Origin of the sequence: Rhizobium sp. CCGE531, assembly GCF_003627795.1 — a bacterium.
Lineage (GTDB): Bacteria > Pseudomonadota > Alphaproteobacteria > Rhizobiales > Rhizobiaceae > Rhizobium.
The window spans coordinates 3,215,523-3,241,104 of sequence record NZ_CP032684.1; the positions used below are offsets into that span (position 1 = coordinate 3,215,523).

Below are 25,582 nucleotides of genomic sequence, written 5' to 3' on the forward strand. Positions count from 1 at the left end.
TGCTGTTGAGATTATGTGCGCACAGGATATCTCCGAGATCCGGGATATTCTTACCTTTCATTGCCACTATGAATATAATTATGGTAGAGTCTACCAAATTCAACTGAGACTTAGGTAGGATATGCCTGATACCCTTGAACCCATCGATCTGCGCATCCTCGGCGCGCTCCAGAAGGACGGACGCCTGACCAACCAGGCGCTTTCCTCCGAAGTCGGGCTCTCGACATCACCATGCTGGCGGCGCGTGCGCCAGCTCGAGGAAACAGGCGTGATCCAGGGCTATTCGGCCACGCTTGACCGACGCCGGATCGGGCTCGGCGTTCTCGCCTTCATCAGGGTGAAGATCGACAGCCACAGCGAGGCCGAAGCCGAGGAGTTCTCGCGCGACGTCCTGAAGCTCAGCGAAGTCGTAGCCTGCTACAGCATCGCCGGCGACGCGGATTTCCTGCTGCAAGTGGTCGCGACCGATCTCGACAGCTATGCGGATTTCGCCATGGCCGTCGTTCGCCGATTGCCGCGCATCAAGGAAATGCAGACGACCTTCGTGCTCAAGGAAATCAAACCTTTCAAGGGCCTTCCGCTTGAGGTCGGGCAGCGATAACACACAACGCCTGGCTGTCGCGCATATCCTGCGAGCCCTTTACGTTTGGATAGAAGCCATCCTATTCTAGGTCATCCTATTCTAAGTAAGTGGCAGCCCACCCCGGGGTATTGAATGTCGGCGCTCCCTTTTTCGAAGATCTCCGCATCGCTGAACGCGGTGCTCGCTGCAATCGGTCTGTTGACCGTGGCGGCACTCACGACGCCTGATATAACCGGACTGACCAGGCTCATCCTGCACGTTCTGCTCGCCGGCATCTGGGCTGCCTACGGTCTGCAACTGATCGAGACGCTGATCATGCAGCGGACGAGAGGCGTTCGCGGCAGGGCGCTGGAAATCACCATCGACGTGCTTGCCGTATTAGTCCCCGTGGCCGCATTCTTTTTCGTCCGGGGGCGTGACCAAGGCCTCTATTGCGCCATATGGCTCTTGAAGCCGCTGCGCGGCTCGACCTTCTTCCGGCTGCTGGGCAGGGTCCTGACCAAGGAAGCGCGCAACCTGATCGGCGTCACCTCGATCTTCGGCATCGTCCTGTTCGGCGCGGCACTCGCAGCTTATATCATCGAGCGCGACGTCCAGCCGGACAAGTTCGGCAGCATCCCGCTGGCAATGTGGTGGGCGGTGGTCACGCTGTCGACCACGGGCTATGGCGACGAAATTCCGCAAAGTTTCGCCGGCCGCGTCCTTGCCGGGCTGGTCATGATGAGCGGAATCGGCATCTTTGCGCTCTGGGCCGGCATCCTCGCCACCGGTTTCTACGAAGAAGTTCGTCGCCAGGACTTCGTGCGCAATTGGCAGCTGGTTGCGGCGGTGCCGTTGTTCCAGAAGCTGGGCTCGGCCGCGCTCATCGAGATCGTGCGGGCGCTGAGACCCCGTGTCGTACCGGCCGGCGGTATGATCTGCCGCAAGGGCGAGACCGGCGACCAGATGTTCTTCATCGTCGAGGGCCGCGTCAGCGTCGCCACACCGAACCCCGTGGAGCTCGGCTCCGGCAGCTTCTTCGGCGAGATGGCGCTGATCAGCGGCGAGCCCCGCTCGGCGACCGTCAGCGCCGCAACTGAAGTCTCCCTGCTGTCGCTCTATTCGTCGGATTTCCAGATGCTGTCGAGCAGCAGCCCGGAGATCGCCGACATCATCCGCAAAACAGCGCTCGAACGCCGCGGTGCGACGCCGAAGACCTGATGCGGACGACCTTCGCGCGGAAGGAGATCAAGCCTTTCAAGAGCTTTCCTCTCGATATCGGGCAACGATAGGCAGGTGGAGGACGGCTGTCGCGTCGCCCCGTGCGCACCATTCGGAGAAAAACCATAAACCTGTTGCAATTCGCTCCACCTGCGCTATCCCCTTGAGATGAGCCATTTGTCAGCGAGGCGCGACATCGCCATGGATTCGATTCTCTATTCCACGGCAGATAATCCGGTTCCGGAGAACCGCACCGAGGGGTTTTTCGAGAGCTTCGACGGGCGCAAGCTGCGCTACGCCATCTTCCGCTGCGAGCAGCCGGTTGCCAGGGGGACCGTGGTTCTGCTGCAGGGCCGCAACGAATTCATCGAGAAATATTTCGAGACGATCCGCAACCTCACCGCCAAGGGCCTATGGGTCGCGACTTTCGATCTTCGCGGCCAGGGTGGATCGGAACGGCTGCTGAAGGATCCCTTGCGCGGCCATATCCGACACTTTTCCGACTATGAGTGCGACCTCACGGCCTTCCTCGACAAGATCGTCCTGCCGGATACGCGCCTGCCCTTCTTTCTGCTAGCCCATTCGACGGGCGCGCTGATCGCGCTCTCGGCGGCACCGGGGCTTGCAACCCGCATCGACCGCATGGTGCTATCGGCCCCGTTCATCGGCCTGACCGGTCACGGCGTCTCGCCGGCCTTCATCCGCTTTCTTTCCGGCACAGTCAGCGGCATCGGCCTTGGCCGGATGCAATTCAGCAAGAAATTCAAGGAAAGACCCTTCGCCGACAATCCGTTGACGACGGACGAGCAGCGCTATCGGCGCAACATCGGCATCGGCGCCACCTATCCGCAGCTTTGCCTGGGTCCGCCGACGGCGCGCTGGCTGTCGCAAGCCTTGCGGGCGATCGAACGGGTCAACAGGCCCGAACACCTGTTCTCGATTCACGTCCCCACTGTCCTGCTCGCGCCGACACGGGACGGCGTGGTGCCCTATGCCGATCAAGAACGGCTGTCGCGTTATTTCCGCGCCGCCCAGCTCGTGCCCATTCATGGCGCCAAGCATGAGATCCTGCAGGAGCGCGATGTCTACCGAAATCAGGCGCTCGCCGCGATCAACGCCTTCATTCCCGGCAGCGATGCCGAAACCAACGCCTACGAGATAGAAGCGGAAGCCTGACGCCAAGTGATTTGGCGTTTCATCGAATCGCCAAATCACTCCATTCGTTTGTTTCCGCAATTCCGGACGGAAAACCACTACGCACTTTTCCTGGATTTGCTCTATCGCGACAGGACAGCCAAAGCCTGTTCATAAACGGTGCGGCTGCCGGCAGCGATGATCGTTCCGCCCATCTCCGGCCGGCCGCCATCCCAGGTGGTCATGATGCCGCCGGCCTGCTCGACGACGGGAATGATACCGCCGACATCATAGGGCTTCAGCGAATTCTCGATGACGAGATCGATATGGCCCGCGGCAAGCAGCGCATAGGCATAGCAATCCGTGCCATAACGGAAAAGCCGGACCTGGCTTTCGATCTCGCGATATTTGGCAAGCTCCTCGCCGACGAAGAGATGCGGCGACGTGGTGAAGAGGATTGCATTCGAAAGACTACCGCAATCGCGGACCTGCAGTCGCTTTTCACCATCCGGCCCCGAATAGGTGGAGCCATTGCCGTCGGCAAAATAGCGCTCGCCCGTAAAAGGCTGGTCGATCAGCCCCATGATGGCGCGGCCGTTCTTCTGCAGGCCGATCAGCGTTCCCCAGACCGGAACGCCCGAGATGAAGGCGCGGGTGCCGTCGATCGGGTCGATCACCCAGACATGCTCGCGGTCGAGTCCGACGCTACCGTGCTCCTCGCCCAGAATGCCGTGATCGGGAAACTCGGCCTCGATCAACGCGCGAATCGCCTCTTCGGCGGCGCGGTCCCCTTCCGTCACCGGATCGAAGCCGCTGGCTTCCTTGTTGACCACATCGATGCCGGCGCGAAAGCGCGGCAGGGTTTCGGCCTTGGCCGCCTCGGCCAGACGATAGAAGAACGAGCGATCGGGAAGCATGGTCAATCCGCGTAAGTGACAGGATGGGCGATGTCATATCCCATATAGGCCGTGAAGCAAACCGGATGATGACGCGGCGGGCGGCATGCCTGCCGATCAGGCAGAATTTCCAAATCTGCCTAAATATTTTGCAGTGCAATAAAGTGCTTGACATTTGTGCAATGCGGTATCAATATCCGGCTACAGTCTTCTGACTGTAAATACCCTCCTTGGGTGTTTCCTCCCTAGACTTAGCCGCGCCACAAGCGCGGTTCTTTTTTGGAGGAAAGCCTTTTTTTATTTCATGGGATGCGACAAGCACGAGGTGATCTCGCCCTTGGCGGGCGAGAAAGCAATTTCACTGGTTTAGGAATTGCGCTACCGAGTGTGCTACGTATTCAAAAGCCTGGCGCAATTTCTAAGCCATTGAAATTGCCAGAGCGGGGGTCCGTTTCTTGCTCGCCCTATTCGGAGACTGCGTGCGCCACGCCTACCCCCTCTCTTGCAAAATCTAGCACTTAGCTAAAGCTAAATGCTGATTTTGCTTTCTCGCCCGCAAGGGGCGAGATAGTCCCTATTCGGCAGCCAGCGCCGGATCGCCCGTATAGGATTCCACATGCTCGGCCATGCGCTTCATGAAAAGCGTAATGGCGGTGGCGACCTCGTTGAAATCCGGACGCTTCTCCAGCGTCGTCTCGTCGACATAGAGCGAGCGGTTGACCTCGATCTGCAGGGCATGCAGCCCGCGGGAGGGACGGCCGTAATGCTCGGTGATGAAGCCGCCGGCATAGGGCTTGTTGCGCACCGCGTTGAAGCCGAGCTCCTCGAGGATCTGCATGGCGGCACGCGAAAGCTCCGCCGAAGCGCTCGTTCCATAACGGTCGCCGAGGATGAAATCGGGCCGCATATTGCTGCCGGCGATCCGGATATTGCCGGGCATGGAATGGCAATCGACCAGCACGCCGAAGCCGAATTTGACATGGGTGCGCGCAATCAGCCGCCGAAGCGTCGCATGATATGGCTTGTAGATCGTGTCGATGCGCATCAGCGCATCCTCGACCGGCACGCGCCGCGCATAGATTTCCATGTTTTCGGCGACGATTCGCGGGATAGTGCCGAGCCCGCCGGCGACCCGCAGCGAATTGATGTTCGCGTAGGGCGGCAAGGCGCCGTCGAACATGCGCGGGTCGAGCTCATAGGGCTCGCGATTGACATCGATGTAGGCGCGCGGAAAATTGGCCAGCAGCAGCGGCGCGCCGAGGGAGCCCGCCGCCGAAAAAAGCTCGTCGACGTAGTGATCTTCCGAGCGGCGGATGGCGATGCCCTGGAGGCGGGATTGAGCGATGAAATCGGGGGGGTAGATGCGACCACTATGTGGCGAGCTGTAGACAAACGGTATCGTCTGGGAGGCGGGCTCCAATACCTCGAAAATCTCGAAACTACGCATTTCCGCGGACATCAACGTCTTTACCATGTCAACAACTTGTCGCAGCAATCATGTTGCCAGTTGCATGACCGCAAGTCCATAGTAACTTGACCGAAATGGCCTTAATCCAAAGCGCAGTATTCGAAATCTCCCGATGTCCGCTCAGCGGAAACGCAGGGCGTTTTCGCGGAACGAAGTCATGCTTTGAACAAAAGCGGGATTGGCGCGTTTTGGCCGACTATTCACGGCTTGTTTACGGCGTGGCGCTAACCTAAAAGCTGGACAAGTCCAACAAGACAAAGTTGATTAGCGATAGAGATGATGACCCAGAAGATACTTCTTGCCGAAGACGACAACGACATGCGTCGCTTTCTCGTGAAGGCACTCGAAAAAGCCGGCTACAAGGTCTTGTCCTTTGACAATGGAGCAAGCGCCTATGACCGGCTGCGCGAAGAGCCCTTTTCGCTGCTCCTGACCGATATCGTCATGCCGGAGATGGACGGCATCGAGCTGGCGCGGCGCGCCACCGAACTCGATCCGGACCTGAAAGTCATGTTCATCACCGGCTTTGCCGCCGTCGCGCTGAACCCCGATTCGAAAGCGCCGAAGGATGCCAAGGTCCTTTCCAAGCCTTTCCACCTTCGCGAGCTCGTCGACGAAGTCAACAAACTCCTTGCCGCGTAAGGCTTTCGGCGGCCACGTCACAAAACCGAAAAAAAGCCTATTGACGGCCACCGAGGTTTTGTGATCTATGCGCCGCCATCGGATGGGCGTGTAGCTCAGCGGGAGAGCACTACGTTGACATCGTAGGGGTCACAGGTTCAATCCCTGTCACGCCCACCATCCTAATTCGCTGAAAAGCAAGGCCTTTCGAGAAATCGAAAGGCCTTTTTCATTTCATATCGGCGGGTAAAGCCCGAGCATCACCAAAGCGGATCTGGCCGAAGAAAAGCCCTCGGCCTGAAGCGAATTGCAGACTATCAGCGATCCAGAAAATGGCGGAACACTGCCGTCGTCGGGTATGCGTAGGCGCCGCGATCGACAAAGCCTTGACGGTAGAGGCAGGCTCTCAGTGCCAGCCAATAGAGGGTGCTGTTCGGATCCGGCGAGCCGCGGTACCAGGAATAGGCCTCGGGCTCGCAGCGATTGAGGGCCTGGTCGTATTTTGCCAGCACCACCGGATCGCTGTCGGCGCGAATACCGTGATAGGTCTGATAGTTTGAAGGCGCCTCACCCGCGGAGACGCATGCCAGGCTTAAAATCGCTCCCAGCGCTAACATCATTCTCATGTGCTTCGATCTCCAACTTGCAGCGTCTCGAAAATTCGAGCGCAGGTCGAGAATAATCGCCTTTTGGAAGATAGCCAATCACATGCTGATGTCCGCGGCGATTGCGAGTCGCACGCTGCCTGCGACACAAGTTCCCGCCAGAAGCCGCTTGACTTCCGGCCGCGCCGTCATCCTACTGTCATATCAGCGCATCGATCATACGGGAGGATGAGATGACGGTGATGAAGCGGCAGTTCTACAAGAACCACAAGGTCAATGGCGACGAATACATGTTCCACCTCGCCCGCGACACCGACAGCGGCGAGGTCTACGTCATTCGCCAGGCGGATTACGTCGTCGACGGCGGCAGCGAGAAAACCATGACCCTCTACGAATTCCTGGCTGGCGGCGGCGACCGCCAGAATGCCTTGCTGCAGCTGATCGGCTCGCTCGTCCAGGAAGCAGCCCCGCACTAAGGTCTGCTCAACCCTGAGCGGTCGTTTTGCGATGGCGGCGTGCTCCGGTCACGAGCCTGAAGCGCAATGATCGATCGGATCGATCGCCAGCCGCTTTGGGCTTGCGCCCTCCTTGGGTTGACTGCCACATTTTGATCGGCGAACCTGCGCGGGCTTGAAAGGAGCCCCTCTTATGCGATTCGCAGGCATTGCTTTTGGATTGACCGTCTTGGCCGCCACGTCGGCCAGCGCAGTGGAAAATTTTCCGTCGCAAGGCGTCACCGTCGTCAGTGGAAAATGTTCCAAACTCGTGGTCGGCAAGTTCGATGCCTCCAAGGGGTGCAAGGCCGAAATCGCCAGCGTGACCGGCCCCGACGGCTCGGTGACCTTCATCTTCACATCGGGCGGCAAGATGCTCGGCTTCCAGGGCAACGGCAAGGGCATCAAGCCCGGCAATCAGCAGGGAACCGCGCAGCTCCCGATCGATGTCATCTCGACAGGGGCCGGCAGCAAGATATCCGGCCAGGTCGAGGCAAAGGGCACGTGCACCTTTGCCAATCCCTATGCAGGCAAGCCGGTCGCCATCCAATGCTCGGCAAAATCCCCGGAAATGAGCTTCAACGGCAGCTTCACCTCCGACGGCAAGGCCCCCCGGCACAAGTAAGCAAGCATTTTCGTCGCACCAGGCTCGGCCCGGTTAATGCCGCCGGCCACTCTTTTGTTTGTGGTCATGGTTGTCGTCGGCCGGCGCTTCACGCGAGAGGTCCGCGCCGTTGACATGGGCGGGGACGTGCACATCCTCATGTGTCACGGGATGCAGCGTCAGATCCACCTGATGTGGCGGCAGTACCTGCGCCTGGCGAAGCGTGTTCGGCCGCGCCTTCTTCTGCCGCTCCGTCAATTCCGGCTTCCGCGGTTGTTCCTTGCGGTGAATGGGATCGGGGCTCATGGGAGCTTCTCCTGTCGATCGCTGTTTTGAAGGTAACAGATCCGCCTGAGGGATCCGCTTGGCGGACGGCGCAAACATGCCTGAAGGCCAAACGCGGCCCTTTCTGTTTGGTTCCCCAAATTCGCAATTATTGGGAGCAACGGGGGCGACCGCTATTTCAACTCTTGACCTGTGTCGCGACTTCACTAACTATTGGCTATCTCCGCGCCTTCCTGACATCGGCGACGGATTGGACTTTGGTGCCGGGCCCCTCTGGCGAGAGTTTTCACGGCGCTCTCGCGATGTCGGTACCGCCTGCAGATGAGCCGGCGGACTTCTTTCATGAACAGCTCGACCATGCCTCGCCCGCATGCCGTCCTCGGCATACGGCTGCCCGCTCCATCCGAAAATCATCAGTCCCTTTGCGGCGAGGTGCGCCCATGACGCCGCCCACCGCCTCCAAATCCGTGCTCGGCTATTTCGGCTGGGCCTTCGCCGTCACTATCGGCGGCCTTGCTCTCGGCGCCTTCCTGGGCTGGAATACTACCGGCACCATGGGTGGCCTCGCCACGGCCTTCTTCATCTGCGCGGTCCTCGCCGTATTGGAGATTTCGCTCTCCTTCGACAATGCCATCGTCAATGCCAACAAGCTGAAGGAGATGACGCCGGTCTGGCAGCATCGGTTCCTGACATGGGGCATCATCATCGCCGTCTTCGGCATGCGCATCGTCTTTCCGCTGGCAATCGTCGCGATCGCCGCCTGGATCGATCCATGGGAGGCACTGAAGCTCGCCGCCACCAGACCGGAGCAATACGCTGAGATCATGCAGAATGCGCATCTGCCGATCGCCGCCTTCGGCGGCACATTCCTGATGATGGTCGGCCTGACCTATTTCTTCAACCACGAAAAGGATGTGCACTGGATCGGCTTCATAGAGAAGCGCATGGCGCATTTCGCCACCGTCAAGGGCGTGGAAATCGCCTTCGTGCTGATTCTCGTTCTCATCTTCAGCTCCGTGCTCGACGGCGACGATTCGACGACCTTCCTGCACGCCTCGATCTACGGTCTCCTGACCTTCCTCCTGGTCGAAGTCCTGGCCGGCTTCCTGGATGCTTCGCAAAAGACGATGAGCGCGGCCGCAAGGGGCGGCTTCGGCGCATTTCTCTATCTCGAAATCCTCGATGCCAGCTTCTCGTTCGACGGTGTCATCGGCGCGTTCGCCCTGACGCAGAACCTGTTCATCATCGCCATCGGCCTCGGCATCGGCGCCATGTATGTCCGCTCCATGACGATCATGCTGGTGGAAAAGGGCACACTTGCCCATTACCGCTATCTCGAGCACGGTGCCTTCTACGCCATCCTGATCCTCTCCGTGATCATGTATGTGCAGACGCTGATCCACATTCCGGAAGTCATCACCGGCCTCGGCGGCGCGGCCCTGATCGGCATCTCACTCTGGTCGTCGATCCGCTACAACAGGCGCAACGGCCTCGACCATGTGCCAGCGCACGACAAACAGCACGACGAAGAACAAGACAGGGCGGAAGCGTAGACAGCAAAGCCCCGAAGGCTGCCGCTTGCGGACGAGTCATGGTGCATTTATGGCGGAGGCCGCTTCTCGGCGGCGTCCGTCTTTTCACTCGGGATAGCGCCTCCAGCGGATTTTCATTGGAGTTTCCAGGCGAAGATCGCCGAATGTTTACGTTGCCGGCATATTAGCGCTAGCGTTTTGCCAAAAAATATCGCAATGGCGATTGACGTTGTCGAAGGAGCATGGCGGAAGCGCAGCGGTTGCGCTTCCTGGCGGTCGGCTCTCGAATGAAGTGTCTAGGAGAGGCAGAATATGACAGCAAAGATCGTTCCGGTGATTATGGCAGGCGGCAAGGGTACACGGCTATGGCCGCTATCGCGCGCATCCGCTCCGAAGCAATTCATCCAGTTCATCGGCGACAAGACGCTGTTTCAGAACACGCTGGAGCGCGTGGCCGATCCCGAGCTTTACGAAGCGCCGATCGTCCTGACTAATGAGGAATTCCGCTTCCTCGTTGCGGAACAGGCCCGCGAGCTCGACCTGAAACTGGCAGCCGTGCTGCTGGAGCCGGTCGCCCGCAACACCGCCGCCGCCGTCGCAGCCGCCGCCGCGCTCGTCACCGAGCTTTTCGGCAAGGACGCGATCATGCACGTCCTCGGCTCGGACTATGAGATCGACGCCAACGCGACCTATTACGATTGCGTGCGCCAGGCGCGCGACACCGCGCTTCAGGGCAAGCTCGTCACCTTCGGCATCAAGCCGACGGAACCAGCCACCGGCTACGGCTATATCGAAAGCGGCAAGGCGCTTTCGACGGGCGCCCATGCCGTCAAGCGCTTCGTCGAGAAGCCGGCGCTGGACAAGGCCGAGGAGATGGTTGCCAGCGGCCATTTCTACTGGAACTCCGGCATGTTCATGTTCTCGGCCGCTCAGCTTCTGGACGAAATGAAGGAATATGCGTCCGACGTCGAGAAGACCGCCAGCAAGGCCGTTTCCAAGGCAACCCGCGACCTCGATTTCACCCGTCTGGATGCCGACGCCTTCGCCAAGAGCCCCAACATTTCCATCGACTACGCGCTGATGGAAAAGACGGCGAACGCCGCGGTCGTTCCCTCGCCCTTCACCTGGTCCGACCTCGGCAGCTGGGATGCCGTCTGGAAAGTCGGCAAGCGCGATGAAAGCGGCAACGTGTCGGCCGGCGCCACGACACTGGTCAACACGAAGAATTCTCTCGTGATGACGCATAGCCTTCATGTCGCCGTGCAGGGTCTTGAAGACGTCGCCGTCATCGCCAGCGAAGACGCCGTCTATGTCGGCCATATCAAGGACAGCCAGGAAGTCGGAAAGCTCGTAAAGCTCTTGGCGAGCGATAAGAAGACGGCCAAGCTCACCGAGACGCATCCGACCTCCTATCGCCCGTGGGGCGGCTATACGTCGGTGCTGAACGGCGAGCGCTTCCAGGTCAAGCGCATCTTCGTACTTCCCGGCAAGAAGCTGTCGCTGCAGAAGCATCACCATCGCTCCGAGCATTGGATCGTCGTCAAGGGCACGGCCGAAGTGACGGTCGGCGAGAACGTGCAGATGCTGCGCGAAAACGAGTCGATCTATATCCCGCTCGGCGAAGTACATCGCCTCTCCAATCCCGGCAAGATCCTGCTGGAGCTGATCGAAGTGCAGACCGGCTCCTATCTCGGAGAGGATGACATCATCCGCCTGGTCGACGAGTTCGGCAGAAGCTGATCAGAAGCAGCAAACCAGCGATTTCAGAACGGCGGGCAAAAGCTCGCCGTTTTTGTTTCGGCGTTACACGGTAGGACTTCCCGAAGCGCCGAGAGACGCCTTGCTTTCTTTCGCTGCATTGCACACACTACCCGTGGGAACAGCAATCACCGCACAACGATGCGGGCTAGGCGAAGAGACATATGGCGATCAAGGCAAGCATTTATCATCTCACCCATTATAAATACGACAATCCGGTTCGCCTCGGTCCCCAAATCATCCGCCTGAAACCCGCCTCGCATTCCAAGACGCGCGTGCTGAGCCACTCGCTGAAGGTCACGCCGTCAAATCATTTCGTGAACCTGCAACAGGATCCCTACGGCAATTATCTCGCCCGCTTCGTCTTTCCCGATCCGGTGACCGAGCTGAAGATCGAAGTCGATCTCGTCGCCGACATGACGGTCTACAATCCCTTCGACTTCTTCGTCGAAGAGGAAGCCACCAAATGGCCTTTCGACTATCCCGAGACGATCCGCGAGGATCTCTCCATCTATGTGAAGCCGGAAGAGCCCGGCCCCAGGTTGAAAGCCTTCCTCGCCACACTTGATCGCTCGGAACAAAAGACCGTCGACATGATCGTCGGCCTCAATGCACGGCTGCAGCGGGAGATCGGCTATGTCATCCGCATGGAAGCCGGCGTGCAGGCGCCCGAGGAGACGCTGGAAAAAGCCAGGGGGTCCTGCCGCGACACCAGCTGGTTGCTCGTTCAGGTGCTCCGCCACCTTGGCCTCGCCGCCCGCTTCGTCTCCGGCTACCTCATCCAGCTCACACCGGATCTGAAAGCGCTCGACGGCCCTTCCGGCACGGAGGTCGACTTCACCGACCTGCATGCCTGGGCCGAAGTCTACCTTCCCGGCGCCGGCTGGGTCGGCCTCGACCCGACCTCGGGGCTGCTCACCGGCGAGAGCCATATCCCGCTTGCCGCTACGCCGCATTACCGCAACGCCGCGCCGATCTCGGGCGGCTATTTCGGTGAGGCCAACATCGAATTCGACTTCGACATGAAGGTCGTGCGCGTCGCCGAGCACCCTCGCATCACCAAGCCTTTCTCCGACGAAAGCTGGGATGCGCTGAATGCTCTCGGCAACGAGGTCGATCGTATTCTCAACGAAGATGACGTGCGCCTCACCATGGGCGGCGAGCCGACCTTCGTCTCGATCGACGACTTTCAGTCGGAAGAATGGAACACCGCCGCGGTTGGCCCGACCAAGCGCGACATGGCCGATCAGCTGATCCGCCGCCTGCGCGATCGCTTCGCGCCCGGCGGCTTCCTGCACTACGGCCAGGGCAAGTGGTATCCGGGCGAAAGCCTGCCGCGCTGGACCTTCTCGCTCTACTGGCGCAAGGACGGCAAGCCCGTTTGGCAAAATCCCGCCTTGATCGCCGAAGAGACAGCAAGGACCGGCGCGAACGCCGAGGATGCTGGTAAGCTTCTGACCGCGATCGCCAAGGAGCTGGCGATCGAGCCCGACATGGTGCTGCCGGCCTACGAAGACCCGGCCGAATGGATCATCAAGGAAGGCGGCCTGCCGGAAAACGTCGACCCGTCCAATTCGAAACTCAAGGACCCCGAGGAGCGCAGCCGCATCGCCCGCGTCTTCGAGCGGGGCTTGACGACAGCGACCGGCTTTGTCCTTCCCGTGCAGGCCTGGAATGCACAAGCCTCAGGCACGCGCTGGGTTAGTGAAAAATGGAGCACGCGACGCGGCAAGATCTATCTGATGCCGGGTGACTCGCCGATAGGCTACCGCCTGCCACTTGGCACCCTGCCCTATGTGCCGCCGTCGCGTTATCCCTATATCCACACGGTCGACCCCTCCATTCCGCGCGCACCGTTGCCCGATGTCATCGTGCCGGCGGGCCGTGCCATGCCGGAAGCCTCGTTCCAGGCCGGTGAGAGCACACAATCACGCGTCGAACAGACACTCGGCGATATCCGTGGCGCGGTGCGCACGGCCATCTCAGTCGAGCCGCGTGACGGCCGCCTCTGCGTCTTCATGCCGCCGACCGAAGGGATCGAGCAGTATCTCGAACTTTTGGCGGCAGCCGAGAATGCAGCCGCCAATCTCGGGCTGCCGGTCCATATCGAGGGCTACTCGCCGCCGCAGGACGAGCGCATCAACGTCATCCGCGTCGCGCCCGATCCCGGCGTCATCGAGGTCAACGTCCATCCCGCATCGAACTGGCAGGAATGCGTCGACATTACCACGGCAGTTTATGAAGAGGCGCGGCAAACGCGTCTCGGTACAGACAAGTTCCTGATCGACGGCCGTCACACCGGCACCGGCGGCGGCAACCATGTCGTCGTCGGCGGCGCCAATCCGAACGACAGCCCGTTCCTGCGCCGTCCCGATCTGCTGAAGAGCCTGGTGTTGCACTGGCAGCGCCACCCTTCCCTTTCCTATCTATTCTCTGGCCTGTTCATCGGCCCGACCAGCCAGGCGCCCCGCATCGACGAGGCGCGTCACGACAGCCTTTACGAGCTGGAAATCGCGATAGCCCAGGTGCCGGCACCCGACCACGGCATCCCGCCTTTGCCTTGGCTTGTCGACCGGCTGTTCCGCAATCTTCTGACCGATTCCAGCGGCAACACCCATCGCTCTGAAATCTGCATCGACAAGCTGTTTTCGCCGGATGGACCGACGGGGCGCCTCGGCCTCGTCGAATTCCGCGGCTTCGAAATGCCGCCGAATGCCCGCATGAGCCTTGCCCAGCAATTGCTGGTGCGCGCGCTGATCGCTCGCTTTTGGCGCAACCCCATCGACGGCAAATTCGTGCGCTGGGGCACGACGCTGCATGATCGCTTCATGCTGCCGCACTATGTCTGGCAGGATTTCCTCGACGTGCTCGCCGATCTCCGCGAAAACGGCTTCGATCTGCGCTCCGAATGGTTCCAGGCGCAGCTCGAATTCCGTTTCCCCTTCTGTGGCGAAGTGGAATATGAGGGCAGCAAGCTGGAACTGCGCCAGGCGCTGGAGCCATGGCATGTGCTGGGCGAGGAAGGCGCGGTCGGCGGCACTGTGCGTTATGTCGATTCATCGGTGGAGCGTCTGCAGGTTCGGTTCGAAACCTCCAATCCATCGCGCTATACGGTGACATGCAACGGCCGGCCCGTGCCGCTGACGCCGACGGGAATTTCCGGCGTTTCGGTCGCCGGCGTGCGCTACAAGGCATGGCATCCGGCCTCGGGCCTGCATCCCGTGCTGCCCATCGATACGCCGCTGACCTTCGATATCTACGATACATGGTCTCGCCGTTCGATCGGCGGCTGCATCTACCATGTTGCTCACCCGGGCGGCCGGAACTACGACACATTCCCCGTCAACGGCAACGAGGCTGAAGCGCGACGTCTTGCGCGTTTCGAACCTTGGGGGCATACAGCGGGTGGCTACGCCTTGAGACCGGAGACTGCGTCGGTGGAATTCCCCTTGACGCTCGACCTCAGGCGGCCGGCGGGAATTTGAGACGGAACTGTGAATGGCTAGAAAATCTGCGACGGAACGGCGGGACCAAATAAAGACCGGAACCGGCAAGGATCCGGCCTTTGCCTATCGTCCCTTGCCTGGCGTCGCCGACGAAATGGTCGACAATAAAGGCGCTGTTCGTCCAGTCTGGCAAAACCTCCTGTCGGCGCTGTCCCGCATGTCGGAACAGGAGCTGACGGAGCGCTTCGCCCGGGCCGACCGCTATCTGCGCGATGCCGGCGTTTTCTATCGGGCCTATGGAACGACGGGTGTCAGCGAACGCGGCTGGCCGATCTCGCATATTCCTGTGCTCATCGATGAACGCGAATGGCAATCGCTTTCGGAAGGGCTGCGCCAGCGCGCCGATCTGCTCGAAGAGGTCATCGCCGATATTTACGGCGACAGCCGGCTGGTGAGCGAAGGTTTGCTGCCGCCGGCCTTGATCGCGGCCAATCCGGAATTCCTGCGTCCGCTCGTCGGCGTCAAGCCCGCGAACGGTCACTATCTGCATTTCCTGGCGTTCGAAGTCGGCCGCGGCCCGGACGGTAACTGGTGGGTGCTGGCCGACCGCGCACAGGCGCCGTCAGGCGCCGGTTTTGCGCTGGAAACCCGCGTCGCCACCACCCGCGCCTTCTCCGATATCTATGCCGAAACCAAGGTCCATCGCCTTGCTTCCTTCTTCGGCGCTTTTCGCGATGCGCTGCTGGGCGGCAAGCGCGGTAGCGAAGGCCGCGTCGCGGTGCTGACGCCGGGACCCGCCAACGAGACCTATTACGAGCACGCCTATATCGCCCGCTATCTCGGCTTCATGCTGCTCGAGGGCGAGGACATCACCGTCGTCAACGACCAGCTGATGGTGCGCACCGTCGCCGGGCTGCGGCCGATCAGCGTGCTCTGGCGCCGCCTCGATGCCGCCTATACGGACCCGCTGGAGCTCAACCAGCACTCTCATATCGGCACGCCGGGCATGATCGAAGCCTTGCGGGCGCAGACGGTGACCATCGTCAATGCGCTCGGCTCCGGTATCCTCGAGACGCGCGCCCTGCTCGCCTTCATGCCGACCATCTGTCGGCACTTGCGCGGCGAGGAATTGAAGCTGCCGTCGATCGCCACCTGGTGGTGCGGCCAGAAGACCGAGCGCGAGCATGTCGCCGCCAATATCGAGAAGATGGTGATCGGCCCGGCCTATTCCTGCATGCCCTTCTTCGACGACAACGGCCAGTCCGTGCTGGGCTCGACTTTGCGCAGCACTGCCCGCGATTCGATCGCGGACTGGCTGGCGAGCGAAGGTCACAAGCTGGTCGGCCAGGAGGTCGTCACGCTTTCGACCACGCCGGCCTGGGTCAACGGCAGGCTGACGCCACGGCCGATGAGCCTGCGCGTCTTCGCCGCCCGCACGGAAAACGGCTGGCAGATCATGCCCGGCGGCTTTGCCCGCATCGGCAGCGGCGATGATGTCGCGGCTATCGCCATGCAGTCCGGCGGCTCGGCCGCCGATGTCTGGATCGTCTCCGACAAGCCCGTCGAAGCCCATACGCTGCTGCCGGCCGAAGAAACCTTCACCCGCAACATGCCTGGCAGCCTGCCGAGCCGGGCCGCCGACAATCTCTTCTGGCTTGGCCGCTATATCGAGCGCGCCGAAGGCGCCTTGCGCATCCTGCGCGCCTGGCATGGGCGGTTTGCCGAAGCGGCGGATCCGAAGCAGCCGCTGCTTGCCGACGTCAGCGCCTATCTCGCCGCCATCGACATCGACACCCGGGAAGCGGTACCCGAAAACCTGTTGCGCAACATAGACAGCGCGGTTTACTCAGCCAGCAACATCCGCGACCGGTTTTCCCCGGACGGCTGGCTCGCGTTGAACGATCTTGCCAAGACCGCGCGCCGGTTCAAGGAAAGGGTGAAGCATGGCGATGACGCCAGCCATGCCATGACGATCCTGTTGCGCAAGCTCGCGGGCTTCGCCGGCCTCGTGCATGAAAACATGTACCGCTTCACCGGCTGGCGTTTCCTGTCGCTCGGGCGTTACATCGAGCGCGGCCTGCATATGACGCGGCTGCTCGGCCATATGTCCGGCCCCGATGCGCCCGATGGCGCGCTCGACATGTTGCTGGAAATTGGCGACAGCGTCATGACCCATCGCCGGCGCTACAACGTCAATACGGCCCGCCTGACGGTGACCGACCTTCTGGCGCTCGACCCCCTCAATCCGCGCTCGATCCTTTTTCAGATGAACGAGATCCATCGCGAAGTGGAGCAGCTGCCGAATGCCTTCGTCAACGGCCAGATGTCGCCCTTCTACCGGGAGGCGATGCGACTGCATTCGGGTCTCGCCGTGATGACGCCCGAAACGATGACCGTCGAAGTCTATCAGCAGCTGGCGCGTGAATTGGAGCGGCTTTCCGACCTGCTGGCACGCACCTATCTCGGATGACGTAATGCTTTACGACCTCTCGCTTCACATGGGCTACATATACGACGCGCCGGCAAGCGGCGCTCGGCATATATTGCGCGTCATGCCGCTATCCCTGCCGAACCGGCAGCGGCTGATCGCCGGCTCGGTGAAAATAACCCCAGGCCCGGACGAGCAATCGAACTTCACCGATTTCTTCCAGCACCCGGCAACCTCGATCCTGGTGCGCGATCCGCATGAAAAGCTCGACATCCGCATGCAGGCGCGCGTCCAGGTGGAAAGCCAGCCCGTCGTGGCGGACTTCTCGCCCCTGCTCGCCAAATTGCCTGAAGAAATCGATGATTGCTGGTCGATCGATCCTTCTTCGCCTTACCATTTCCTCGGCAGCAGCCCGCGTCTGCCGGAAACAAGCGAAATCGCGGATTACAGCAGGCAGTGGCAATCGACCGATCTGACGACCCTGCAGATCGCGCATGCGGTCTGCGCGCAGATACACAAGGACTTCACCTACGACGCGAAGGCGACGACGGTGGATACCACGCCGAAGGAGGCCTTCCGTCTCAAGCGCGGCGTCTGCCAGGATTTCTCGCATGTGATGATTATCGCGCTGCGCAGCCTCGGCATCCCCGCCGGCTATGTCAGCGGCTTCCTGCGCACCATTCCGCCGCCCGGCAAGGAACGGCTCGAGGGCGCCGACGCCATGCACGCCTGGGTGCGCGTCTGGTGTGGGGAAACGGCGGGCTGGATCGAGCTTGACCCGACCAACAATATTCCCGCCGGCACGGACCATATCGTCGTCGCCTATGGTCGCGATTATTCCGATGTCGCGCCCGTCATCGGGGTGCTCAAAAGCTATGGCAGCCAGAAAGCCGTTCAGGCTGTAGATGTTATTCCGCTAAAATAGCAAAACTTTAAATAGTAGAAATTCGCATCAAATTGCAACCGATCAGGCGCTTCATTAAAAATCAACCAGACGTATAAACGTTCAACTAATGTTTGTAATCGATAGTCCGGCTCGTTCTTGAGATCCCAACTCTTTCCAACAGGCGGACATGATGATTGCCGGTTCAAATTTACTTCGCGCCTTAAAACAACTTCTACGCGATAGAGCTGGAAATTTCGGCATCCTGACGGCGATTTCGATACCCGTACTGGCAGCGGCAGGCGGCATGGCGATAGACGTCACCAATATGTCGCTGTCGCACAGCCAGCTTCAAGAATCGACAGACGCCGCCGCCCTTGCGGCAGCGACGGCGCTTGCCGGCGGAACGGAGACCACGACATCAGCCAAGGATCTCGCCAACAATTTCGTCCTCGGCCAGATGTCGAATTATATCGGCGGGGATACCACGGCAACGAATGCGCTCAAGTCCGGCACATCGACGACGGTTGTCTCGAGTAGCAATTCCTCCGGCGGCACCAGCTATACAGTTACGGTCAACGCTTCCTACAGCATGTCGGTCAACAGCATGAGCCGCCTGCTCGGCATGCAGTCGTTGACAATTTCGTCGTCGAGTTCCAGCACGAGCGGAACAGCCGTTCAAAAAACCGCCCTGTCGATGGAAATTGCACTCGATAAGTCTGGATCGATGCTGCTGAACACGAATGTCATCGACAAGACAAAAACCAGCTGCACGCAGTACTATACCGACGGCAACTATCTGTATCAGTATCCAAATCCGATAAGCCCTTGCTATATCAAGAAAATAGATGCGCTAAAGACAGCAGTTGGCAATCTTCTCGATCAGTTGGACGCTGCCGATCCCAAGTCGCAATATGTTCGCACAGCAGCTATTGCCTGGAGCAGCCAGGTCGACAGCTTCAGCAATCTCGATTGGGGAACGAAAACGACCCGTACCAATGTCGTGAGCGGACTGAACGCCGAAGGGGGCACCGAATCGAACGCCCCAATGAAAAAGGCCTATAACAGCGTTACCGCTACCGCCGAGGCAACGGCACAAAGCAACAACGGCAATACGAGCTTTCAGAAATATATCGTTTTGATGACAGACGGCGAAAACAACGACACAAGTTCCGATCAAAAAACGCTCAACACGTGTAAAGCTGCAAAGGACGCCGGCGTGCAGATTTATACGGTGGCTTTCATGGCCCCGACGCGGGGACAGACCTTGCTCGCCGCCTGCGCATCGAGCCCATCCAATTATTTCGATGCGCAGCAAATGTCCGATCTCGTTGCTGCCTTCAAAACCATCGGCGCCCAGGCAGCCAAACAGATGACGCTCCTGACCAGGTGATCGCGACCGGCATCCGGGCCAGGCAACCATAGATGGATGACAAAGAAAAAGCCGCGCGATGCGAGTATCGCGCGGCTTTTCGTTTGATCGATGCGCGAATAAGAGTCCGAAACATCATCGGAATCAAGTCTTTTCCGCAAACGGGAAATCTTTCGCGGCTATTTTCGCATCCGCCCAACTCGCATGTTGCAACTGCTTTACATCAGTGCGTAAACTGATAGTGAAACGGAAGGCAATTTGATTTAGACAGGCGTAACATCCTGAATATAAATCACAAATGGCGAGAGTTGATAATATGAATAACTTGACGACGGCCGATCTCCCCGTTCCCGCCCCACGCAGTTCCCGCCCCGAAATCCTTGCTGAAGAAATCATCGAGCGCCTGACCTATCGCATCGGCAAGGATGCAAAGGTCGCCAAGCCGCATGATTGGCTGACGGCAACGATCCTGGTCATTCGCGACCGCGTCATCGACAGGTGGATTGAATCGACCCGCAACGTCTATGAGACGGGCGCCAAGCGCGTCTACTATCTATCCCTCGAATTCCTGATCGGCCGCCTGATGCGCGATGCCATCTCCAACCTCGGCCTGATGGAGGAGATTACCAACGCTCTTTCCTCGCTCGGCGTCGACATCCGCGTCATCGCCGGCATCGAGCCCGACGCAGCCCTCGGCAATGGCGGCCTCGGCCGTCTTGCCGCCTGCTTCATGGAATCCATGGCGACGGTCGATGTGCCGGCCTATGGCTACGGCATTCGCTATGTGCACGGCCTGTTTCGCCAGCAGATGGCCGATGGCTGGCAGGTGGAGCTGCCCGAAACCTGGCTGGCGCACGGCAACCCTTGGGAATTCGAACGTCAGGAAAGCTCCTATGAAATCGGCTTTGGCGGCGCTGTCGAGACCGTCGGCGGCCATGACGATCAGTCGCGTTACGTCTGGAAGCCGGCCGAGCGCGTCATTGCCACGGCATTCGACACGCCCGTCGTTGGCTGGCGCGGCAAGCGCGTCAACACGCTGCGCCTGTGGTCGGCGCAACCGATCGACCCGATCCTGCTCGATGCCTTTAACGCCGGCGACCATATCGGCGCGCTGCGCGAGAGCAACAAGGCCGAGAGCCTGACGCGTGTTCTCTATCCGGCCGATGCGACAGCCGCCGGCCAGGAGCTGCGCCTGCGCCAGGAATTCTTCTTCTCCTCCGCATCCCTGCAGGACATTTTACGCCGTCATCTGCAGCAATATGACGATCTGACCAATCTCGCCGACAAGGTTGCGATCCAGCTGAACGATACCCATCCGGCCGTTTCCGTCACGGAGATGATGCGCCTGCTGGTCGATGTCCACGGCTTCGAATTCGACAAGGCCTGGGATATCACCAGAAACACCTTCGGCTACACCAACCACACCCTGCTGCCGGAGGCACTGGAAAGCTGGCCCGTTCCGCTGTTCGAGCGGCTGCTACCGCGCCACATGCAGATCATCTACGCCATCAATGCCAAGATTCTTGTCGAGGCACGCAAGCTGCGCAATTTCAGCGATACGGAAATTCGCTCGATCTCGCTGATCGACGAGAATGGCGATCGCCGCGTGCGCATGGGGAACCTCGCCTTCGTCGGCTCGCATTCGATCAACGGCGTTTCCGCGCTCCACACCGACCTGATGAAGGTCACGGTCTTCGCCGACCTGCACAAGCTTTACCCCGACCGCATCAACAACAAGACGAACGGCATCACGCCGCGCCGCTGGCTGATGCAGTGCAATCCGGGCTTGACCGGCCTCGTGCGCGAAACCATCGGCGACGCCTTCCTCGACGATGCCGAGCAGCTGAAGCCGCTGGATCAGTTCGCCCGCGACAGCGCCTTCCAGGAGAAGTTCGCCGCCGTCAAGCGTGCCAACAAGGTGCAGCTCTCCAACCTCGTCGCCAGCCGCATGGGCATCAAGCTCGATCCGAATGCGATGTTCGACATCCAGATCAAGCGCATTCACGAATACAAGCGCCAGCTTCTGAACGTCATCGAAGCCGTGGCGCTTTACGACCAGATCCGCTCGCATCCGGAGCTAGATTGGCAGCCGCGCGTCAAGCTCTTCGCCGGCAAGGCGGCGCCGAGCTATCACAACGCCAAGCTCATCATCAAGCTGATCAACGACGTCGCCCGCGTCGTCAACAACGATCCGTCGGTGCGCGGCCTGCTGAAGATCGTCTTCGTGCCGAACTACAATGTCTCGCTCGCGGAAGTCATGGTTCCCGCGGCCGATCTTTCCGAGCAGATTTCGACCGCCGGCATGGAAGCATCCGGCACCGGCAACATGAAGTTCGGCCTCAACGGCGCGTTGACGATCGGCACGCTCGACGGCGCCAATGTCGAAATGCGCGACAATGTCGGCGAGGACAATATCATCATCTTCGGGCTGCAGGCCGATGAGGTCGCCAACCTGCGCAGCGACGGTCACGACCCCCGCGCCATCATCGAGCGTTCGCGCGAGCTCGCGCAGGCGCTGTCGGCCATCGCCTCCGGCGTCTTCTCTCCCGATGACCGCAATCGTTATGCCAGCCTGATAGAAGGCATCTACAGCCACGACTGGTTCATGGTCGCCGCCGATTTCGACGCCTATGCATCGGCGCAGCGCGAAGTCGATATTCTCTGGGCCAATCCGTCGGAGTGGTATGCCAAGACGATCAACAACACCGCTCGCATGGGCTGGTTCTCTTCCGACCGCACGATCCGTCAATACGCCAAGGAAATCTGGAGAGCCGGATGAAGAAGCCGAAAAAAAACGGTGATGGCACCAGCGTGAAGGATATTTCGGCAGACGAGATTGCCGCGATTCTCGGAGGCACCCATTCCGATCCGTTCTCTGTCCTCGGCGTCCACAAGACGGACGACGGCCATGTGGCGCGTTGTTTCATCCTCGGCGCGGAGGCTGTCACCGCCTTGGCGCTGGACGGCTCGGTCATTGGCGAACTGGGCTGCCTCGATCCGGCAGGTTTCTTTTCCGGTGATGTGAAGCTCGCCAAGCAGCAACCGGTCCGCTATCGCGCCAGGCGCGGTGATGCCGAATGGGCAGTGACCGATCCCTATAGCTTCGGCCCGGTTCTCGGGCCGATGGATGACTATTTCGCCCGTCAGGGCACGCATCTGCGCCTGTTCGACAAGATGGGCGCGCACCCGATGAAGCATGAAGGCGTCCAGGGTTTCCATTTCGCCGTCTGGGCGCCGAATGCGCAGCGCGTTTCGGTTGTCGGCGATTTCAACAATTGGGATGGTCGCCGCCATGTCATGCGCTTCCGCTCCGACTCCGGCATCTGGGAGATTTTCGCTCCGGACGTGCCGGCCGGCGTGGCCTACAAGTTCGAGATCCGCGGCCATGACGGCGTCGTGCTGCCGCTGAAGGCCGATCCCTTCGCCCGCCGCAGCGAACTGCGCCCCAAGACCGCCTCGGTCACGGCCAGCGAGCTAAGCCAGGCCTGGGAGGATTCGGCCCACCGCGAGCATTGGGCAAGCGTCGACCAGCGCCGCCAGCCCATCAGCATCTACGAAGTGCATGCCGGCTCCTGGCAACGTCGCGACGACGGCTCGATGCTCTCATGGGACGAGCTTGCCTCACGCCTCATCCCCTATTGCACCGACATGGGGTTTACCCATATCGAATTCCTGCCGATCACCGAGCACCCCTATGACCCGTCCTGGGGCTATCAAACCACTGGCCTCTATGCCCCGACAGCCCGCTTCGGCGAGCCGGAAGGCTTTACCCGCTTCGTCAATGGCTGTCACAAGGTCGGTATCGGCGTCATCCTGGATTGGGTGCCGGCGCATTTCCCGACCGACGAACACGGCCTGCGCTGGTTCGACGGCACGGCGCTCTATGAGCATGAGGACCCGCGCAAGGGCTTTCACCCCGACTGGAACACGGCGATCTACAATTTCGGCCGCACCGAGGTGCTTGCTTATCTTTTGAACAACGCGCTCTACTGGGCGGAAAAATTCCACCTGGACGGTTTGCGTGTCGATGCCGTCGCCTCCATGCTCTATCTCGATTATTCGCGCAAGCATGGCGAATGGATCCCGAACGAATATGGCGGCAACGAAAACCTCGAGGCCGTCCGCTTCCTGCAGTCGATGAATACCCGGCTTTACGGCGCGCATTCGGGCGTGATGACCATCGCCGAGGAATCCACCTCATGGCCGAAAGTGTCGCAGCCGGTCCACGAAGGCGGCCTCGGCTTCGGCTTCAAGTGGAACATGGGCTTCATGCACGATACGCTGAGCTATCTTGCCCGCGAGCCCGTGCATCGCAAATATCACCACAACGAGCTGACCTTCGGCCTGATCTATGCTTTCTCGGAAAACTTCGTCCTGCCGCTCTCGCATGATGAAGTGGTGCACGGCAAGGGATCGCTGATTGCCAAGATGGCCGGCGACGACTGGCAGAAATTCGCCAACCTGCGCGCCTACTACGCCTTCATGTGGGGTTATCCCGGCAAGAAGCTGCTCTTCATGGGCCAGGAATTCGCCCAATGGAGCGAATGGAGCGAAGAGCGCGCGCTGGACTGGAACCTCCTGCAATACCGCATGCATGAGGGCATGCGGCGTCTCGTTCGCGATCTTAATTTCACCTATCGCAGCAAGGCGGCGCTCCATGCCCGCGACTGCGAGGGCGATGGCTTCGAATGGCTTGTCGTCGATGATTTCGAAAATTCGGTCTTCGCGTGGCTCCGCAAGGCGCCGGGCGAAAAACCGGTTGCTGTCATCACCAATTTCACGCCAATCTATCGCGAAAACTATACCTTGCGCTTGCCGGCGGAGGGGCGGTGGCGCGAGATATTGAATACCGATGCCGATATCTACGGCGGCAGCGGCAAGGGGAATGGCGGGCGAGTGCAAGCCGTCAGCGCGGGCGGAGGCATACAAGCGATCATAACGCTGCCCCCGCTGGCGACGATCATGCTCGAACCGGAATTTTGAGATCACTACGGACAGGGAGGAATAAAATGGTAGAAAAACGTTTCCAGCCGCTGGCGCGCGACGCCATGGCCTACGTTCTTGCCGGTGGGCGCGGCAGCCGCCTGAAAGAACTCACCGACCGCCGTGCCAAGCCGGCCGTCTATTTCGGCGGCAAGACACGAATCATCGATTTCGCACTGTCCAACGCACTCAATTCCGGTATCCGCCGCATCGGCGTCGCCACGCAATACAAGGCACACTCGCTGATCCGCCATATGCAGCGCGGCTGGAACTTCTTCCGCCCGGAGCGAAACGAAAGCTTCGACATCCTGCCGGCATCGCAGCGCGTCTCGGAGACGCAATGGTACGAAGGCACGGCCGACGCCGTCTACCAGAACATCGACATCATCGAGCCCTATGGCCCGGAATACATGGTCATCCTCGCCGGCGACCATATCTATAAAATGGACTATGAATGGATGCTGCAGCAGCACGTCGATTCCGGCGCCGATGTCACCATCGGCTGCCTCGAAGTGCCGCGCATGGAGGCTGTCGGCTTCGGCGTCATGCATGTCGACGACAAGGACCGGATCATCGATTTCGTCGAAAAACCGGCCGATCCGCCGGGCATTCCCGGCAATCCCGATTTCGCGCTGGCCTCGATGGGCATCTATGTCTTCCACACGAAGTTCCTGATCGAATGCCTGAAGCGCGACGCGGCCGACCCGAATTCAAGCCGCGACTTCGGCAAGGACATCATCCCCTATATCGTCAAGAACGGCAAAGCCGTCGCCCATCGCTTCGCGCAGTCCTGCGTGCGCTCCGATTTCGAGCGCGAGGCCTATTGGCGCGATGTCGGCACGATCGATGCCTACTGGCAGGCCAATATCGACCTGACCGCCGTGGTGCCGGAACTCGACATCTACGACAAGTCCTGGCCGATCTGGACCTATGCCGAAATCAGCCCGCCGGCCAAGTTCGTCCATGACGACGAGGATCGCCGCGGTTCGGCGGTCTCCTCCGTGGTTGCCGGTGACTGCATCATCTCCGGCGCCAGCCTTTACAATAGCCTGCTGTTCACCGGCGTACGCGCCAACTCCTACTCCAAGCTGGAGGGAGCCGTGGTGTTGCCGAGCGTGAAGGTCGGCCGGCGCGCCCAGCTGAAGAACGTCGTCATCGACCATGGCGTCACCATTCCCGAGGGCCTGATCGTCGGCGAGGATCCGGAACTCGATGCCAAGCGCTGGCGCCGAACGGAAAGCGGCATCTGCCTGATCACGCAATCGATGATCGACAAGCTGGATTTGTAAC

The 25,582-nt window shown here is 60.2% G+C and carries 19 protein-coding genes and 1 tRNA gene; 16 read left to right on the forward strand and 4 right to left on the reverse strand.

Going from position 1 to position 25,582, the window contains the following annotated elements:
* The first annotated feature begins 121 nt into the window (after window positions 1-121).
* From CCGE531_RS15700 to CCGE531_RS15710, 3 genes are all read left to right on the forward strand, one after another.
* Window positions 122-601, forward strand: coding sequence for an Lrp/AsnC family transcriptional regulator (locus tag CCGE531_RS15700; protein WP_120665013.1), 480 nt, complete (start codon window positions 122-124; stop codon window positions 599-601).
* A 114-nt stretch (window positions 602-715) separates the two neighbouring features.
* Complete coding sequence (locus tag CCGE531_RS15705; RefSeq protein WP_120665014.1) at window positions 716-1,783, forward strand: cyclic nucleotide-gated ion channel; 1,068 nt, start codon at window positions 716-718, stop codon at window positions 1,781-1,783.
* Between the two features lie 201 nt (window positions 1,784-1,984).
* The gene (locus CCGE531_RS15710) at window positions 1,985-2,959 is read left to right on the forward strand and encodes an alpha/beta hydrolase (RefSeq protein ID WP_120665015.1); all 975 of its coding nucleotides are present in this window, start codon (window positions 1,985-1,987) and stop codon (window positions 2,957-2,959) included.
* Between the two features lie 101 nt (window positions 2,960-3,060).
* On the opposite strand, the gene hisN is transcribed toward CCGE531_RS15710, so the two are convergent.
* Together hisN and CCGE531_RS15720 are read right to left on the reverse strand one after the other, a co-directional pair.
* On the reverse strand, window positions 3,061-3,834 hold the full coding sequence (gene hisN / locus CCGE531_RS15715) for a histidinol-phosphatase (RefSeq protein ID WP_120665016.1): 774 nt from the start codon (window positions 3,832-3,834) through the stop codon (window positions 3,061-3,063).
* A 553-nt stretch (window positions 3,835-4,387) separates the two neighbouring features.
* Complete coding sequence (locus CCGE531_RS15720; protein WP_120666876.1) at window positions 4,388-5,272, reverse strand: N-formylglutamate amidohydrolase; 885 nt, start codon at window positions 5,270-5,272, stop codon at window positions 4,388-4,390.
* Between the two features lie 288 nt (window positions 5,273-5,560).
* On the opposite strand from CCGE531_RS15720, the gene cpdR1 reads away from it, so the two are divergent.
* Entirely contained in the window at window positions 5,561-5,923 is a 363-nt protein-coding gene (gene cpdR1, locus CCGE531_RS15725) for a response regulator CpdR1 (RefSeq protein ID WP_004117561.1), read from the forward strand.
* Between the two features lie 84 nt (window positions 5,924-6,007).
* Window positions 6,008-6,082, forward strand: a tRNA-Val gene (locus CCGE531_RS15730).
* A 137-nt stretch (window positions 6,083-6,219) separates the two neighbouring features.
* Here the strand turns inward: CCGE531_RS15730 and CCGE531_RS15735 are convergent.
* Window positions 6,220-6,528, reverse strand: a complete 309-nt coding sequence (locus CCGE531_RS15735) for a hypothetical protein (RefSeq protein ID WP_120665017.1) — start codon at window positions 6,526-6,528, stop codon at window positions 6,220-6,222.
* A 212-nt stretch (window positions 6,529-6,740) separates the two neighbouring features.
* Between CCGE531_RS15735 and CCGE531_RS15740 the strand changes: the two genes are divergently transcribed.
* Complete coding sequence (locus CCGE531_RS15740; RefSeq protein ID WP_120665018.1) at window positions 6,741-6,983, forward strand: hypothetical protein; 243 nt, start codon at window positions 6,741-6,743, stop codon at window positions 6,981-6,983.
* A 172-nt stretch (window positions 6,984-7,155) separates the two neighbouring features.
* Window positions 7,156-7,626, forward strand: coding sequence for a hypothetical protein (locus CCGE531_RS15745; RefSeq protein ID WP_120665019.1), 471 nt, complete (start codon window positions 7,156-7,158; stop codon window positions 7,624-7,626).
* Window positions 7,627-7,659: 33 nt separating this feature from the next.
* On the opposite strand, the gene CCGE531_RS15750 is transcribed toward CCGE531_RS15745, so the two are convergent.
* A complete protein-coding gene (locus CCGE531_RS15750) occupies window positions 7,660-7,911 on the reverse strand; it encodes a hypothetical protein (RefSeq protein WP_120665020.1) in 252 nt (83 codons plus the stop codon).
* A 419-nt stretch (window positions 7,912-8,330) separates the two neighbouring features.
* Here CCGE531_RS15750 and CCGE531_RS15755 point away from each other — a divergent pair, with 419 nt between their 5' ends.
* From CCGE531_RS15755 to glgC, 9 genes are all read left to right on the forward strand, one after another.
* The gene (locus CCGE531_RS15755) at window positions 8,331-9,443 is read left to right on the forward strand and encodes a DUF475 domain-containing protein (protein ID WP_120665021.1); all 1,113 of its coding nucleotides are present in this window, start codon (window positions 8,331-8,333) and stop codon (window positions 9,441-9,443) included.
* Between the two features lie 291 nt (window positions 9,444-9,734).
* Window positions 9,735-11,162, forward strand: a complete 1,428-nt coding sequence (locus tag CCGE531_RS15760; protein ID WP_120665022.1) for a mannose-1-phosphate guanylyltransferase/mannose-6-phosphate isomerase — start codon at window positions 9,735-9,737, stop codon at window positions 11,160-11,162.
* 182 nt (window positions 11,163-11,344) lie between these two features.
* Window positions 11,345-14,665 carry a transglutaminase family protein gene (locus tag CCGE531_RS15765; protein ID WP_120665023.1) on the forward strand — a complete coding sequence of 1,107 codons (3,321 nt, stop codon included), beginning with the start codon at window positions 11,345-11,347 and terminating at the stop codon, window positions 14,663-14,665.
* 13 nt (window positions 14,666-14,678) lie between these two features.
* Window positions 14,679-17,096 carry a circularly permuted type 2 ATP-grasp protein gene (locus tag CCGE531_RS15770; RefSeq protein WP_120665024.1) on the forward strand — a complete coding sequence of 806 codons (2,418 nt, stop codon included), beginning with the start codon at window positions 14,679-14,681 and terminating at the stop codon, window positions 17,094-17,096.
* Between the two features lie 4 nt (window positions 17,097-17,100).
* Window positions 17,101-17,979 (forward strand): transglutaminase family protein, encoded by an 879-nt coding sequence (locus CCGE531_RS15775; protein ID WP_120665025.1) that lies wholly within the window; start codon window positions 17,101-17,103, stop codon window positions 17,977-17,979.
* A gap of 148 nt (window positions 17,980-18,127) precedes the next feature.
* A complete protein-coding gene (locus CCGE531_RS15780) occupies window positions 18,128-19,330 on the forward strand; it encodes a pilus assembly protein (protein ID WP_348633012.1) in 1,203 nt (400 codons plus the stop codon).
* A 295-nt stretch (window positions 19,331-19,625) separates the two neighbouring features.
* Window positions 19,626-22,088: a glycogen/starch/alpha-glucan phosphorylase gene (locus CCGE531_RS15785; RefSeq protein WP_120665026.1), complete on the forward strand. Its 2,463-nt coding sequence runs from the start codon at window positions 19,626-19,628 to the stop codon at window positions 22,086-22,088.
* Complete coding sequence (gene glgB, locus CCGE531_RS15790; RefSeq protein WP_120665027.1) at window positions 22,085-24,292, forward strand: 1,4-alpha-glucan branching protein GlgB; 2,208 nt, start codon at window positions 22,085-22,087, stop codon at window positions 24,290-24,292. The genes CCGE531_RS15785 and glgB overlap by 4 nt, the downstream gene beginning before the upstream one ends.
* A 26-nt stretch (window positions 24,293-24,318) precedes the next feature.
* Window positions 24,319-25,581: a glucose-1-phosphate adenylyltransferase gene (gene glgC, locus CCGE531_RS15795; protein WP_120665028.1), complete on the forward strand. Its 1,263-nt coding sequence runs from the start codon at window positions 24,319-24,321 to the stop codon at window positions 25,579-25,581.
* Window position 25,582 lies beyond the last annotated feature (1 nt).

Excerpts from the sequence above, each read along its gene's own strand:
- CCGE531_RS15700 (WP_120665013.1), top strand. The coding sequence starts at position 122 with ATGCCTGATACCCTTGAACCCATCGATCTGCGCATCCTCGGCGCGCTC.
- CCGE531_RS15705 (WP_120665014.1), top strand. The coding sequence starts at position 716 with ATGTCGGCGCTCCCTTTTTCGAAGATCTCCGCATCGCTGAACGCGGTG.
- CCGE531_RS15710 (WP_120665015.1), top strand. The coding sequence starts at position 1,985 with ATGGATTCGATTCTCTATTCCACGGCAGATAATCCGGTTCCGGAGAAC.
- hisN (WP_120665016.1), bottom strand. The coding sequence starts at position 3,834 with ATGCTTCCCGATCGCTCGTTCTTCTATCGTCTGGCCGAGGCGGCCAAG.
- CCGE531_RS15720 (WP_120666876.1), bottom strand. The coding sequence starts at position 5,272 with ATGTCCGCGGAAATGCGTAGTTTCGAGATTTTCGAGGTATTGGAGCCC.
- cpdR1 (WP_004117561.1), top strand. The coding sequence starts at position 5,561 with ATGACCCAGAAGATACTTCTTGCCGAAGACGACAACGACATGCGTCGC.
- CCGE531_RS15735 (WP_120665017.1), bottom strand. The coding sequence starts at position 6,528 with ATGAGAATGATGTTAGCGCTGGGAGCGATTTTAAGCCTGGCATGCGTC.
- CCGE531_RS15740 (WP_120665018.1), top strand. The coding sequence starts at position 6,741 with ATGACGGTGATGAAGCGGCAGTTCTACAAGAACCACAAGGTCAATGGC.
- CCGE531_RS15745 (WP_120665019.1), top strand. The coding sequence starts at position 7,156 with ATGCGATTCGCAGGCATTGCTTTTGGATTGACCGTCTTGGCCGCCACG.
- CCGE531_RS15750 (WP_120665020.1), bottom strand. The coding sequence starts at position 7,911 with ATGAGCCCCGATCCCATTCACCGCAAGGAACAACCGCGGAAGCCGGAA.
- CCGE531_RS15755 (WP_120665021.1), top strand. The coding sequence starts at position 8,331 with ATGACGCCGCCCACCGCCTCCAAATCCGTGCTCGGCTATTTCGGCTGG.
- CCGE531_RS15760 (WP_120665022.1), top strand. The coding sequence starts at position 9,735 with ATGACAGCAAAGATCGTTCCGGTGATTATGGCAGGCGGCAAGGGTACA.
- CCGE531_RS15765 (WP_120665023.1), top strand. The coding sequence starts at position 11,345 with ATGGCGATCAAGGCAAGCATTTATCATCTCACCCATTATAAATACGAC.
- CCGE531_RS15770 (WP_120665024.1), top strand. The coding sequence starts at position 14,679 with ATGGCTAGAAAATCTGCGACGGAACGGCGGGACCAAATAAAGACCGGA.
- CCGE531_RS15775 (WP_120665025.1), top strand. The coding sequence starts at position 17,101 with ATGCTTTACGACCTCTCGCTTCACATGGGCTACATATACGACGCGCCG.
- CCGE531_RS15780 (WP_348633012.1), top strand. The coding sequence starts at position 18,128 with ATGATGATTGCCGGTTCAAATTTACTTCGCGCCTTAAAACAACTTCTA.
- CCGE531_RS15785 (WP_120665026.1), top strand. The coding sequence starts at position 19,626 with ATGAATAACTTGACGACGGCCGATCTCCCCGTTCCCGCCCCACGCAGT.
- glgB (WP_120665027.1), top strand. The coding sequence starts at position 22,085 with ATGAAGAAGCCGAAAAAAAACGGTGATGGCACCAGCGTGAAGGATATT.
- glgC (WP_120665028.1), top strand. The coding sequence starts at position 24,319 with ATGGTAGAAAAACGTTTCCAGCCGCTGGCGCGCGACGCCATGGCCTAC.